Genomic DNA, 14627 nt, shown 5'->3' on the forward strand with positions numbered 1-14627 from the left:
GACATGATTCCAGATTGAGGGTGGTCGCAAGCGGCCACCAGATGAAAGGCTGTTGTCAATGTTATCCCCTATTGACGATAAAGAAATCGCTGTTTTGCGTGACTGGCGCCATAAGCTGCATCAGTTTCCGGAAGTGTCGGGTGAGGAAGTCGAAACAGCGCGAGAAGTGGTATCTTTTCTGTCCGACACCAAACCGGATCAGGTGATAACTGAATTGGGCGGTCACGGTGTGGCGTTGGTTTATGAAGGTGAGCAAAGCGGGCCGGCGGTGTTACTGCGTTGCGAGCTTGATGCATTGCAGATCCAGGAAATCTCTGATCTTCCCTACAAATCCCGCAACGATGGAAAAGCGCATATGTGCGGGCACGATGGCCACATGACAATTATGGCAGCTGTTGCCCGTCAGTTGCACCGGAAGTGGCCATTACACGGTCGGGCCATTTTGTTGTTCCAGCCGGCAGAGGAAACCGCACATGGTGCGGAGGCGGTCATTGCCGATCCCAAGTTTGCGTCAATCAAGCCGGACTATGCTTTCGCTATCCATAACATGCCGGGTTTGCCGCTGGGGCATATCGCAGTAGCGCCGGGGCAAATCACCTGTGCGTCGATGGGGCTGTGTATCAAGCTGACGGGCAAGGTTTCTCACGCCTCCGTGCCCGAAGCAGGCATTTCGCCAGCAATGGCGGTGTCGCGTATCATCGCGGCCCTTCAACGACTTCAAGCCGGGGAGACTGTCGAACCGGGCTTTAGGCGCCTGACGGTGACTGGCGTAGAAATGGGTAAACGCGTTTTCGGCATCACGCCGGGCAATGCAGAGATACGCATGACCCTTCGCACGCCTGAAAGCGACGCCGTCATGGGGCTTCTGGAAGAAACGCTCGACATGGCGCGCAAGATTGCCGCCGAGGAACGACTGACGCTGGATTATTCGACACACAATTTCTTTAGAGCCTGTGTGAATGATCAGGACGCCGCAGCGATTTTCGACAATGCGGTCGAACGCATGGGATTGTCCCGGGTGACGGATTACCTGCCTATCAGGGGCGCGGAAGACTTCGGATTGTTCGGCTCTTGTTCAAAATCGGCGTTGCTGTTTATAGGCTCGGGAATGGATCATCCCATGGTCCACAATCCGGATTATGATTTTCCAGATGAATTGATCCCCCAGGGAGCGGGAATATTTCTCGGTGTTCTCGACCAATTGCTTGGTTCCACGCACCAAAAGCCAACAGAAACTCTAAAGACAAGCTAATGTTCGTTCTTTCCCGATTATTGGCGAAACTGGCGGGGATCGTGTTACGATCCTCGTTATCGCGATAATAAACTTCGCCGTCATTCATTCAGCGCCGGGAGATCCCGCATCGGTGATCGCCGGTCAATCTGGCGCTGCGGACGCTAAATTCATCGCGCAGATTCGAGCTGATTATGGTCTCGATCAGCCGTTTTTTAACCAGCTTGTTACCTATGTCGGTAAGGTTCTGCAATTCGATCTCGGTTACTCCTATCGGCAGCGGGCAGCCGTCAGTCAGTTGATTGCCGAGCGGTTGGGACCAACCTTGCTCCTTACACTTTCCGCTTTCTTCCTTTCGTTGATTGGCGGCGTCTTGTTCGGTGCAATCGCCGGAAAGCGGAATGGTTCGTGGGGTGATCTTGCGATCTTGCTGGTTTCATTGCTTCTTTATGCGACGCCGGTCTTTTGGCTCGGGCTGATGCTGGTACTGGTCTTTTCGATTCAACTCGAATGGCTACCGGCATTTGGCTATGCGGATATTCGCGCTTCGAGTTTCACCACGGGTCAATATGTGTTTGACGTGGCGCGCCACGCCATTCTTCCCGTGGTTACCTTGGCCGCAATCTATATGGCCGTCTACATCCGACTGATGCGTTCCTCGTTGATCGAAGTTTCACACGAAGATCATGTGCGAACCGCACGTGCTAAAGGTCTGAATGAGGCGCAAGTCCTGTCTCGCCATATGTTGCGCAACGCCGCCGTTCCCGTCGTGACTTTCGCGGGATTGCAAGCGGGCGCGCTGATCGGTGGGTCCGTGGTTGTGGAAACAGTATTCTCTTGGCCAGGTCTTGGGCGATTGACCTACGATGCGGTGACCGCGCGCGATTATCCCGTTTTGCTAGGCTTGTTTCTGATCATGTCGATGCTGGTTATCGCGACCAATCTACTGACCGATTTTCTGCATCGGATTATCGATCCTCGTGTGAACGGCCGATAGGAGAAAAGCTATGAGGGATTTCATACGAACATTCATGAGTAGGCCAGCGGGCCTCGTTGGCCTCATACTCCTAGGCTTTATCTGTCTGGTCGCCGTCGTTGGACCGTGGTTTTATCCGGCTTCGCCATGGGATATGGCTGGTGTGCCTTTCAGCGCGCCCGGAGAGAACGGCATGCTCCTCGGCTCCGACACGTTGGGGCGGGATGTAGCAGCAGGCATCGTACATGGGGCACGCGTTTCCATTCTGATAGGATTGGCCTCCACTCTAACCGCACTTGGTATTGGAGTAATACTCGGTTGTGTCGCCGGTTATGGTGGCGGTATGCTCGATACCGCTATTGTGCGGTTCACGGAGATATTTCAGACCATACCGAGCTTCGTGCTTGCAATCTTGTTTGTCGCTATTCTAACTCCTTCGATCTCCACAATCATCTTTGCGATTGGCTTGGTTAGCTGGCCACCTTTGGCGCGACTGACGAGAGCGCAGGTGAAAACGATCTCACAACGTGAATTCGTTCAAGCCGCCCGGTGCCAGGGACAGTCTATGCTGTCTGTCGTCGTCCGGCATATTCTTCCAAATGCCGTTTCGCCTATCATAGTCGCCGCGTCGCTAACGGTGGCGGCGGCGATCCTGATCGAGGCTGCCTTATCCTTCATGGGGTTAGGCGATCCCAATCTGATGAGCTGGGGCTATATGATTGGAGCCGGTCGAACTGTCATTCGACAGGCGTGGTGGATGAGCGTCTTTCCCGGTGTTGCAATCCTTTTAACCGTGGTTGCAATCAATCTCGTCGGGGAAGCGCTGAACGATACACTCAATCCCAGGATATCCAGAGCATGAGCGAACCGTTGCTATCCATTCATAACCTTGTGCTCGGCCTGCCTACGGGCGCTGATCGCAGCCATGCTGTCGATGGCGTTAGTTTCAACCTCAACAAAAACGAAATCGTATGTCTTGTCGGTGAGAGCGGCTCCGGTAAATCGATGACCGCCCACGCGATCTTGGGCCTGCTTCCGACCAAGGTAAAGGCTCTGCAAGGCGAGATCAGGTTTGAGGGCCGCGATCTGCTTGACCTTGGGCCGAAGGATATGCGGACCTTGCGAGGCAACCGGATCGCAATGGTGTTTCAGGAACCGCTGACCGCACTCAATCCTCTACAGCGCGTTGGGGCGCAGGTCGCGGAAGCTGTTTGTGTTCATACGTCGATGCCCTCGAATAAAGCCCGTACGCGGGTTGTGGAGCTGTTTGGGCAGGTTGGCTTGCCCGATCCCCAACAGATTCTATCCGCTTACCCATTCCAGTTATCCGGCGGACAGCGTCAACGCGTGATGATTGCTATGGCGCTCGCCAATGACCCGAAGCTGCTGATTGCGGATGAACCGACAACCGCATTGGATGTGACGACGCAGCGACAGATACTGGATTTGATCGTCGACCTGCAGAAAAAGCGCGACTTGGGAGTGTTGTTTATAACGCACGATATTGGTGTGGTCGCCGATATAGCCAGTCGTGTTGTCGTGCTTCGTCATGGCAAAGTCGTTGAGCAGGGACCGGCAGCCACGATTCTGAATGCGCCTAATGACTCATATACAAGAGATTTGCTGGACGCTGTTCCGGGGCGTGGATCGGTGCGTTCGGTAGAGAGCAAAAGCCAGCCGCTTTTGCAGGTCAATGGCCTGCAAAAGGTATTCGTGACCAAACAGGATATGTTTGCACCACCTCGACGCGTTGTCGCTGCAGATAATCTCAATTTGGTTTTGAACAAAGGTGATACATTGGCGGTCGTGGGTGAAAGCGGTTCAGGCAAGTCCACGCTCGCACGAATGGTCTTGCGTTTGATCGAGCCGGATGATGGCTCGATTATTTTCGACGGTGCACCCGTGCAGAGAATGCGTGGAGAAGATCTGCGCCAGTTCAGGCGCAAGGTACAGATCGTGTTTCAGGATCCATATGCTTCACTGGACCCCAGATTGAAGGTCGGCGAAAGCATTATACGCGGCCCGATGGCGTTCGGATCCCCTCGTTCAAAGGCGCTGTCTGTCGCGACGCATTGGCTGGAAAAAGTGGGATTGGGAGTGCATGCGCTGGATCGGTATCCCCATGAGTTCTCCGGTGGGCAACGGCAGAGAATCTGTATTGCACGCGCGTTGGCGCTTGAGCCTGTCTGTTTGATTGCAGACGAGGCCGTCTCCGCGCTCGACGTTTCCGTTCAGGCTCAAGTCCTCAAGCTTTTGTCCGAGCTGAAGGCGGAAATGGGGCTGACTATGCTGTTCATTACGCATGATCTGAGGGTCGCTAGGGAAATCGCTGACCGCATCGTGGTCATGCAAAAAGGGAGTGTAGTCGAAGAGGCTAAAGCATTGGACCTCTTCGAAAGACCGCGCGCCGATTATACGCGGCGTCTGCTGGATGCGGTTCCCGGACGAGATTTTTTCGACCGTCGCAGCGTGGGCGAAGCAGCTCTGTAGCCTGATTGACACGAGCGCTGGCTACTCGCGGTCGGGAACAGGCCGATCGAAGCCGAAAAAGGAGAACACAAATATGAACGACACTGAGCGCTCCTTTATTGAGAAAGCCACTTTGCTTTTCATCGCTTCCCGCAGTGCTGAGGGGGCGATGGACGTCTCTCCCCGTGGCGGTCAGCCTTGTGTTGTCAGGATACGTGCGGATGGAAGCCTTCTGCTTCCTGATTACGTCGGGAATAAACGACTTGATACTATCGGCAACATACTGAGCGATCCCAATGTGGCGCTCGTGCTGCTCAATAAGCAAACGGATGTTTACCTGCACGTCATCGCCCACGCCACTTTCTCGCAAAGTGAGGACGATATCGCAGCGTTTCCTGCCGACGACAATCGTCCTTTGAGTATCATGGTGCTGAAGCCGTCCAGAATGGAGTTCATTCAGAGCGATGCATTTCGCAAGAGTGGATTCTGGATCAATCCAACCGAACGGAAGCCGCCACTCGATGTGTTGGATATATATGCGCGTGACCGTAAATGGCAGATAGAGAACGGGAGCGGACCCATTGTTCGAGACACCGAATCCGAGCATCGTCTTGCTCAAGCTGGGTTACGAGAGTTTTATGGGATACCGAGCCCAATTGTGCAGACCAAGGCCTATAATATAGCAGGCCCCGGCTTTATGTCCTTTATCGACCAGGCGGCCTTCATCGTCTTTGCTTATGAGACCGAAAGCGGTGAGATCGTAATCGAACTGGTCGGTGGTGCGCCTCTGCATTCCGACTACACCACCAATCGACAATCTTTCCTTCTCGATATGACTGGCCGTCATGGTACACAAGGAAGAGCAATACCCCATTCAGGCAAGTGTGCTGTTCTGGCCGCGGAGCCGGGGAGATGCGAGAATGTAAGGTTGAATGGCGCCTATCGCGAAACAAACAATGATATGGGTGAGAAACGAGCGCTGAGCATATCTGCCGAGGAAATCTATTTTCATTGTTCCGCTGCTTTTACCAGATCTCGGATATGGGCGGATACCCGTCCCACCGCATGGACGGGCAAGCGCAAGTTCTGGTGTGCCGAACGCAAGCGTGAAAGCGCTGATGTGGTGTCTTTTGTTTTGAAACCACGCGATAGCGCTCCAATTGGCCACGTGACGCCAGGCCAGTATGTAACCGTCGCGCTCCCCAAGAACGACGGTCACAGGACCGCTCGTCAGCGTTGCTATTCTATTTCGGGTACGCCGGAAACTCACTCACTGCGTATTACGGTGCGCCGGATCGGAAATAACGGTGTTTCGGATATGCTTCACGATGAGATAGACATTGGCGACGAATTGTTGCTGGGGCCGCCGGCTGGACATTTCGTTTTGGAGAGCGAGCCTTTTCGTCCGGTTGTCTTGATTAGTGCAGGGGTTGGGATAACGCCGCTTTTGCCAATGGCCGAAAAACTTGCAAGGGAGCAGTCGGGTCGCGAGATATGGTTTGTACATGCGGCGCGGAGCGGGAAACACCATTCCTTCAAAGAGGATATAGAGCGTCTGGTAGACGCTAATCCATCGCTTCGTCTGTTCACAGCTTATTCAAGGCCGGGCATAAGCGATGATTGTCATCATAAAGGTCGGCTCAATGCCAGTATCATTGAGCAATTGACGCCTATCGCAAAAGCCGATTTTTATATTTGCGGTCCTAATAGTTTCATGTCTGAATTATGTGAAGGTTTGAATGCTTTAGGCGCATTACCTGGCAGCATCAAAAAAGAAGCGTTTGAGCAAAAAAGCGGTGGCCCCACATTTTTTGCGTCGCAAACTGTCGCCACACGCGCTCCTTGTTCAGTCACATTTGCCCTTTCGGGCCAGACGCTCACGTGGAAACCGGAAAGCGGAACTCTGCTCGACCTCGCTCTCGCGCATGAAATTGATGTGCCGTTCTCATGTCGCACTGGGGAATGCCAATCCTGTGTGCAGCGTATCGTTGAAGGCAAGGTTGATTATTTGATTGGTGAGGAACCGATCCTCGCGCGTGGACGCGTCATGCTCTGCCAAGCAACACCGCTTGTCGATGTTGTCATAGATTGCTGATTGAAACGCCGCATAGCGGTGTCGGTGGGGTTTCCCGATCTGGACGAAACTCCAGACATACGCAGGTACAGCAATATGGTGGTTGATACCGGGAGTATCTATTCATGTCTATAAATGTGATAGCGGATCATCCTGATTTGGTGGAGGAGTTGACTCAATGGCGCCATCATCTGCACCGCAATCCAGAACTCATGTACGATCTGCCTTTAACCGCTGGGTTCGTTGAGGAAAAGTTACATCGCTTTGGCTTTGACGAGATCGAGAGGGATCTCGCACCGAGCGGAGTAGTTGGTGTTTTGCACGGTCACAAGGGCCCGGCAACCTGTAAAGATAAGTCGATTTTGCTTCGCGCTGATATGGACGCCCTTCCTCTTCTGGAAAAGACGAATGCAGAGCACCGTTCTCAAACGACGGGCAAGATGCACGCCTGTGGGCACGATGGCCATACCGTCATGCTTCTGGGAGCTGCAAAATTGCTCGCGGAAAAACGTGATTTTGACGGAACAATCATATTCTGTTTTCAGCCGGCCGAGGAGGGCGGGGCTGGCGCCAAAGCCATGATCGACGCAGGCTTGTTGGAAAGGTATCCGGTTAAATCAGCATTCGGTTTGCATAACTGGCCTGGAATGCCTATTGGGTCGTTCGGTATCACGCCGCGAGCAATGATGGCGGGGGCTGACGCGCTTTTCATAACAATTGAAGGCAAAGCCGCCCATGCAGCGCAACCCCACCGTGGGCGGGATCCGATTACAGCGGCCGCTTACCTGATAACGTTATTGCAGACCATTGTTTCCCGAAAGCTCGATCCGCTTACACCTGCGGTTATTTCTATCACTTCCATAAATGGCGGCGAGGCGTGGAACATTATTCCTGACACTGTTGAGATGCGCTGCAATATCCGAACGTTTTCTGATGCTGTGGCTGAAGTGATTCATCGTGAAATCAACCGCATTTGTCTTCAAGTCGCCAACAGTTTCGATCTGCGGATTGAAGCGTTGCGTCCAGAAGGATGTATTCCTTATCCCCCGACGATCAATCATCCAATAGAAACAGCAATTGCCATCAAAGCTGCTGAGATGGCATCGCCTAAAACGTATGTGACGGTCGATCTCGAACCCACAATGGCTGCTGAAGACTTTGGCTTCATATTGCGGGAAGTTCCGGGGGCGTTCATGTTTATTGGAAATGGAGACAGCGCATCGCTCCATAGTTCAGAATATGATTTCAGTGATGAGGCGATCCCATTCGGTGTTAGATATTGGCTTGAGGTGGTAAGGTTGTCAGGGCTAAATTCCTGTCTATTGTGATGTGAATTGACTATGTGTTTGCCTGCTTTTGATCTTTCAAGCAACGAGATGAGAGGGTGCCGTTGGTCTGCCCTTGAAAAGTGATCCTTCATAAAGTAATCGCAGTCGCCTGAAGAAGGCGTTGTACTTAACTATGGTGTATGAGGCATGGAACAGACGGCTAGGTATCGGACAAGACACTCATGCGTCAGGAGCATAGTAGCCCTATTCGTATGGGGTTCAGATACATGTTAAATTTGGGCGACGATAACGGCTGTTTAGCTCCATCTTCATGAGGTGTGGCAGTCATGAATTGTCGGATTTTTCCAACCGGTCATTTGCACAATGTTATCCGCAAAGACAGGGTTGGTCTTTTATTCGGGAATTATGCATTTAGCAGTTATGTGAGCCGACGAATGGAACGAGGCTGTTTTAACTAGCCCCTAGATTAATACTTTCAACGAATGTTGGTATCGGTGGTTGCGAGCCGCGCAACCAAAAATCCGAAATAAAATCAGAAAGCCCGATGCAAATGCTGCCGGGCTATGCGCGTTTCTGATAGATGACAAAAGACCCGAAAGGCAAACTCATCCCAACAAAACCACAACACCAGAAATCAGTATCACAATTCAGCCGTTACACGTGCGGATACCGTATTTATTCAATCAGCTTTATCTTGTCTTACTTGCTTTGGTAAAGAGTGCAGGGTATCGGGTTCTTTCGTGTCTTTTTTATCGTCTGATGGCTGCATATAAAGCGTTTCGCTAGCGAATGCGAAATCGGCACCGCGCGCATGAACGATTTCAATGATCTTCAGGTAAACTTCTTGCTGTGCCGCCAACCAGTCGGCCCAGATTGTCGTTTTGGTGAAGCAATAGACCATAATGTTGAGCGATGAATCGGCAAAAGCATCAAAATAAACAAGCAAAGACTGCGTTTGATCAATATCTTGATTGTTTTTCAACATGTTGCGGATGTCTTCGACGACAGCCGCGAGTTTATCAGCATCTTCGTAACGCAAGCCAACAGTCGTGGTGATGCGCCGGTTTGTCATGCGACCCGGATTAACGACGCTGATTGTTGAGAACGCAGCATTTGGTACATAAAGCGGGCGGTTTTCAAATGTCGTGATTTTGGTGATACGCCAGCCAATTTCAACGACTGTGCCTTCGATGTCGCGGTCAGGAGAACTGATCCAATCGCCGATGCTAAACGGGCGGTCAAAATAGAGCATAACGCCGGAAAAGAGATTGCTCAGCATGTCCTTGCCAGCGACGCCAATCGCGATACCGCCGATGCCACCAAATGCAAGCAATCCGGATAGTCCAATCCCAAAATGCTCGCCGAAAATCAGCATGATGACCACAAAGATTGCTAATTTCAGAATACGCGCAACCATCCGCGCCGATGTGACGTCATTGCCACGTGCAATCTGGCTATGCGTAAGGCGGTTGATGAGCTGGAAAAGCTGCTGCATCGTCAGCAGCGCCATCGCAAACACTGATGCTGTCTTGATCATATCGGGCGTAATATCCGTGATATGATAATCCTCAAGCAGCATGAAGGCGATTTGACGGATGGTGAGGATCGCGCCAAACATCATCCCAACAAAAACGACATGAACGGATATGCTGCGTGACCAGCCGCGCCTGTGGCGCATCAGAAACCACGCGGTAAATGCCGTAATGGCAAAAAGAACAGCGATTGCAGCGGCTATCCAGTATTTCGACATTCAATCCCCGCAGTCAGAACAGTTGAGCTGAAAGTGCTTGATGGCCTTACATTAAGACTTCTGGCAATCCATGTCGGGCTCACTAAACTTATAAATCATTCGAAACACCGGCAAGGCTTTTGCTGGATGTCAGTGCGCCGGTGAAAAACGCGAGATTAGCCGCTGCAATGCGCGACGCGGCCTGTGCGTCCGTCTGCGCAAGCTTTGCATCCAAAAGCGCATTGTTGGTTTCATTCACAATCGTGATTGTCCCTAGGCCATTTTTATAGGCCTCAAGTGCTGCATCAAAAGCAACTGCCGAGGTTTGAACAAGAACACCCGCCGCTTTATTGGCCGCAAGCGCGGTTCTCAGCGCATTGGAAGCCAAGACTATTTCTGCAACGGCATCAAGCTGCACTCTGCGGAATGTCTCAGTTGCTGCACTTTGTGTTGACTGCGCATTCTTCAACTGCGCGGCTCTAAACCCACCGTCGAAGAGCGGCACTGTGGCTCCAACAAGAATGCCAGCGCTGACGTTTGGTTGCCGATGGATGGCAGGCTGCCGGCATTGAAACTGTTTGAACTTGACGAGAGTGCGCCCGCTACAAAGACTTTCGGCATGAACTCAGCCTGAGCCACCTTGACGCCTGACTTACTCGCCTGGAGGGCAGCATAGCTTGCTATCAGATCAGGGCGCCGTGACAAAGCGGTTTCGAGAACCGATTGGGTAACACCATCAAAACTCGCCGGCAGCTTATGGTTCGCAGAGCCGTCGACCTTGATCTTTACCATTGCATTGACGCCCATCGCTGCAAGAAGTGCCTGATAGGTGACTTGCTGTTGGCCTTCTGCACGTACAATGCGCAGTTCGGATTGCGCGACCTGTTGACGTGCAAGTGCGAGTTCAACTGTTGTTGCACGACCTTCATTCAGTTTAGCCTGAACAGCGGCGAGAACGGCTTTGCTGTTGCGCAATGTCTGTTGAGCGATGCGATAGCCGTCAACAGCCGCGCTATATTCGTAGTACGTCCGGGTTACATCAAAGATGACCTTCTGATGCAAAGCATTGAAAGTCACATTGGCCGCAAATGAAACTTGCTTAGCAGCTTCGGCCAAAGCCGCGCGCTGTCCAAAATCGAATACGAGCCATTGCAGAGCAATATTGGGGGTTACGCCGCGTAGTGTCGTGTTAACCGTGCGCTCGCCGATTAACGGAACATCGACAGGTGTGGACGTCTTTTGAACGCCACCAATGACGTTGGCCGTTATGATCGGCAACATGGTCGCTTCGACCATGCCGACAGCAAGAGCTGCTTGTCGTGCTCGTTCCCATGCGCTTCTGGTCGCAGGATTGCTGCGCTGCGCAAGATCGATTAATTGCGCAAGATTATATTCCGACTGTGTGTTCACCGAGACTGGGCTTGAAATCAAAGCCAGTTCGGGATTGGCCGGAACGCTAAAATCTTTCACCCCGTCGGGAGTGCTGGCTGGCGCGCCACCGTTCTTATTTTCTTTCCAGGGCTTGTCGGACGCTTCGGGCGCGAGCTTAAGCGCATCCGTAGCGCAACCGCCAAGCGACAACGCTAGGAGCAAAGGAAGTATTGGTGATCGCAGCTGTGCAAGTTTTTTCATGCCTTACCATCCGCCAACGCTGTTTCCAGATGTGTAAGATGCATATCGATCTGTTTTGCCCCAATATCTTCAACGCCAGCAACGGGAGGAGTCTGATCGGCAGATAAGCCATCTCCTTGTACACCAACAGACCCGAGTTGCGCAGACAATATATTCAATCGTTCAGCAGCATCCGGGATTGCCTCAGATGAGAAGTAGACTTCCCTGTTCAACGAGGCAAGCTGCGTGACAGCAACATCAAATGTTTTTTCGAGCTCTGATGACGGTCGCAGCCCAGATGGCTCAAAGGGCAATAGATAAAAACAATAGCGCACTTCGTCTAAAAGACGCTCAGCTTCGGCTGCCGTTGCAATCATTTTCATGCGGTCATCCGGTTGCGCGGATGCAATCTGTGCAATTTTTCGAGCTGTATCGGAAAGCTTTTGGCGGATAACTGCTGCCACAGGCGCAGGCCAGATGAGCGTCGAAACAATATAGACGGCAAAATTGCCGACCAGAATGCCGATAATACGATCACGTGCCGTATCCATGTCAGTTGTCGGGCCAAAGCCTTGCAAAACCGTCAGTGTAAAAGCCAGGCCGATTTGCACGCCGCCATAAGACACTTTTTCGCTACCAGCAGTAACCCATGCCGCCAAAAGCGCGACGATGAACACCAGCACCATCAGGCCACCAACAGTTTCAAGCTGCGGCATCAAATAAATCAGCGACCCAATTCCGATGACGGCACCGATGAGACAACCGGTAATACGTAAAGTCAACTTGTGGATGGTGTCGCCCGCAGTTCCCATTGAGGCGACATAGCATGTGACCATGGCCGTATGGATGCCCTGCCAATTGATAGCGGCATAGAATATATAACACAGAATAGCAGCCAGTGTTGTTTTGAGCGCAAAGCGCTGATAAACAGGGTTGGTAAAAGCATCGGCGGCAAAAAAGCTATCGCCTGATCCTTTGCCATATGCAGTCTTCTCGCTACCCGCAATGTTGCGAAGCGCTTGCAGGAGACCTGCTTCTTGTCTGCTACTCGATGTATTTAGCTCAATCTTAGGCGCAGGCAGTGCCTCGCCCTTATCGAGAGCTGTGACCATCTGATCAATGTGCTCGATATATTCTTTCTTGCTCTCATCAGAAGTGTCAGCCGGAAGTGCGGAGACTGCAAACAACAGCTGATAAGAAGCCGGAATATCCGATTGGATTTTAGCGGCTTTATCTGTAGTTGTTTGATGGAGGATTTTAACAAGCATCGAACGCTTGTTTTCATCATCATTGGCTGCGCCCAGTTTTTCTTTTAGCGCTTCAGTGGTTGCTGACGTTTTCTGAAGCAAGGCTTCTTTTGCAACCAGCAATCGCTCGCGCATTTCTTCGCGCAGCAACGTCAAGCTCCAGCGTCCGAAAAACAGGCAGAAACCCGCGATGACAAACATCGGTAGAATGGCCATTTCCCACGCATAGCGCAGTGCGAAAGAAATGACGCCATTAATTGGAACTTCATTCACAAGGCTGAGAATGAACGCGATGATCAAGGCAACAATGCTACCGCCTTCACCAAGTTTGCTGGCCGCACCGATGAAAATAAACACAAAGGAGACGAGAATCATCACCAGTATGCGCAAAAGAGCAGACTCAATAGTCCATTGCAGAACGGGGATCATCATGGCGACGAGCAATGTAATTGCTATAACCGCCGCTGTCGCAACGATGGTGTTTTCGGCACCATCTGCCTTCATCAAAAAGATGACGAGATAACAACTGATCGCAGATTCCGGGATGTGGAACATCATTGCTATGCCAGCGACCAGCGCGCAAACAGCTGCGACGCGCCATGAAGTTGCCATGCGACCCGGAAAAGGCGCAAGGTCCGCTAAGGTTTCGCGAACCGCTCCGCGCAGTGTGTTGTCAGCACTTTTTGCCATTTAACACTGTCACAACGGCCGAGGCACCAGAACGGGTCAGCTCTGCGGGCGGATTAATCAGTTTTACACGGACCGGAAAGCGCTGCGCGATGCGAACCCAATTCAGGTTCTTTGGAACATAAGGCAGACTACGCGGAATGTTGATCAGGTCTTCTGAGGATACGCCCCAGCCAATACCCTCGACAACACCTTTAACCACAATTGAGCTGTCAGCCATAATGCGGACCTCCGCGCAATCGCCCACTTTGATGCCAGTAAGTTCGGTTTCCGGGAAAGTTGCCGAAGCATACCAGCTTGCGGTATCAATCAATGTGAAAACAGATTGGCCCGGTGCAATGATCTGCCCGGTGCCATTACGCACACCAACGACGCGTCCATCATGCGGCGCGTAAACCACGCTGTTATCAAGATTATGCTGCGCAAGAGCGAGTGCTGCCTGTCGAGCGCGTACCAGAGCTTGAGAGCTGTCAAGCGTTCCAACCAAAGTATTGGCGGCCTCGGCTTGTTTGACGGCCTGGCTGAGACTGATCTGCGCATCGTTGCGCAGGGTACGGGCATCATCAACTTGTTGTTTCGTTACGTAGCCCTTTGGGCTTAATGCTTCGAGACGCTTGAGCGTGGCTTCTGCGAGATCGAGATTGGTGCGCGCACGCGCAACCTGCTGATCAGCGATCAGTGCGTTTTGCGATTCCGCCTTTACGGCTCGCCGTTGCGTATCAAGTGTTGCCTCGGCAATTGCGAGATCTGCCGTTGTTTGATCGACAAGCAGCTGAAGCGGCACGGGATCAATAGAAAAGAGCTTATCTCCCTTTTTGACCGCCTGATTTTCCTGCACATCAATAGCGATAATTCTGCCCGGTACCGTCGCAGCAATATTGACAATATTTGCGCCGATGACGGCGTCATCCGACAATGGATTATTGTGTGCTTCTCGAAGATAAAGCCACCCCATCACGACGGCGACAATAATCAATATACCCGTCAGAACGACACCAACGATACTGAATTCTCTTTTGTTGTAAGCGTTGCTTGTCATGTTATCGCCCATACACAAAAAGCGCGAGGCCGCAGGCGATCGCGATGACGATTGCAGTATAAGCTGTCAAGCGAAATGGCAGGATGTCGTCTACGCCAAGACGAATAAACACCACGCGCAGCAATATTGTGATAACGATCGCGACGAGAAGACAAAGCATCCACGATGGGAAATATGCCCCTAACAAAGAGAATGATGGCCCAGACAACGCAATAGGTCTCCGTAAGATATGCGTGCAATATGAGACAGATTCCTACCCCACAAAAGAGTTACGG

12 protein-coding genes are annotated in these 14627 nt (G+C 51.9%); 6 read left to right on the plus strand and 6 right to left on the minus strand.

The window, feature by feature from the left end; genetic code table 11:
* Window positions 1-58: 58 nt before the first annotated feature.
* From RI570_RS14340 to RI570_RS14365, 6 genes are all read left to right on the plus strand, one after another.
* Complete coding sequence (locus RI570_RS14340) at window positions 59-1252, plus strand: amidohydrolase (RefSeq protein ID WP_313829222.1); 1194 nt, start codon at window positions 59-61, stop codon at window positions 1250-1252.
* A gap of 64 nt (window positions 1253-1316) precedes the next feature.
* On the plus strand, window positions 1317-2228 hold the full coding sequence (locus RI570_RS14345) for an ABC transporter permease (RefSeq protein WP_313830053.1): 912 nt from the start codon (window positions 1317-1319) through the stop codon (window positions 2226-2228).
* Window positions 2229-2238: 10 nt separating this feature from the next.
* Window positions 2239-3069, plus strand: a complete 831-nt coding sequence (locus RI570_RS14350) for an ABC transporter permease (RefSeq protein ID WP_313829224.1) — start codon at window positions 2239-2241, stop codon at window positions 3067-3069.
* Complete coding sequence (locus RI570_RS14355; RefSeq protein WP_313829225.1) at window positions 3066-4697, plus strand: ABC transporter ATP-binding protein; 1632 nt, start codon at window positions 3066-3068, stop codon at window positions 4695-4697. The genes RI570_RS14350 and RI570_RS14355 overlap by 4 nt, the downstream gene beginning before the upstream one ends.
* 73 nt (window positions 4698-4770) lie before the next feature.
* Complete coding sequence (locus RI570_RS14360) at window positions 4771-6771, plus strand: pyridoxamine 5'-phosphate oxidase family protein (RefSeq protein ID WP_313829226.1); 2001 nt, start codon at window positions 4771-4773, stop codon at window positions 6769-6771.
* A gap of 104 nt (window positions 6772-6875) precedes the next feature.
* Window positions 6876-8078, plus strand: a complete 1203-nt coding sequence (locus RI570_RS14365) for an amidohydrolase (protein ID WP_313829227.1) — start codon at window positions 6876-6878, stop codon at window positions 8076-8078.
* Between the two features lie 640 nt (window positions 8079-8718).
* Here RI570_RS14365 and RI570_RS14370 read toward each other — a convergent pair.
* The 6 genes from RI570_RS14370 to RI570_RS14395 form a co-directional block, all read right to left on the minus strand.
* Window positions 8719-9789: a mechanosensitive ion channel family protein gene (locus RI570_RS14370; protein WP_313829228.1), complete on the minus strand. Its 1071-nt coding sequence runs from the start codon at window positions 9787-9789 to the stop codon at window positions 8719-8721.
* 88 nt (window positions 9790-9877) lie between these two features.
* The gene (locus RI570_RS14375) at window positions 9878-10273 is read right to left on the minus strand and encodes a TolC family protein (RefSeq protein WP_313829229.1); all 396 of its coding nucleotides are present in this window, start codon (window positions 10271-10273) and stop codon (window positions 9878-9880) included.
* On the minus strand, window positions 10234-11400 hold the full coding sequence (locus tag RI570_RS14380; protein WP_313829231.1) for a TolC family protein: 1167 nt from the start codon (window positions 11398-11400) through the stop codon (window positions 10234-10236). Before RI570_RS14380 ends, RI570_RS14375 begins: the two co-directional genes overlap by 40 nt.
* Window positions 11397-13316, minus strand: a complete 1920-nt coding sequence (locus tag RI570_RS14385) for an FUSC family protein (protein WP_313829232.1) — start codon at window positions 13314-13316, stop codon at window positions 11397-11399. The genes RI570_RS14380 and RI570_RS14385 overlap by 4 nt, the downstream gene beginning before the upstream one ends.
* The gene (mdtN, locus tag RI570_RS14390) at window positions 13300-14352 is read right to left on the minus strand and encodes a multidrug transporter subunit MdtN (RefSeq protein ID WP_313829234.1); all 1053 of its coding nucleotides are present in this window, start codon (window positions 14350-14352) and stop codon (window positions 13300-13302) included. The genes RI570_RS14385 and mdtN overlap by 17 nt, the downstream gene beginning before the upstream one ends.
* 1 nt (window position 14353) lies before the next feature.
* The gene (locus tag RI570_RS14395) at window positions 14354-14560 is read right to left on the minus strand and encodes a YtcA family lipoprotein (RefSeq protein WP_313829235.1); all 207 of its coding nucleotides are present in this window, start codon (window positions 14558-14560) and stop codon (window positions 14354-14356) included.
* Window positions 14561-14627 lie beyond the last annotated feature (67 nt).

Origin of the sequence: Brucella pseudogrignonensis (assembly GCF_032190615.1) — a bacterium.
Classification (GTDB): domain Bacteria; phylum Pseudomonadota; class Alphaproteobacteria; order Rhizobiales; family Rhizobiaceae; genus Brucella; species Brucella pseudogrignonensis_B.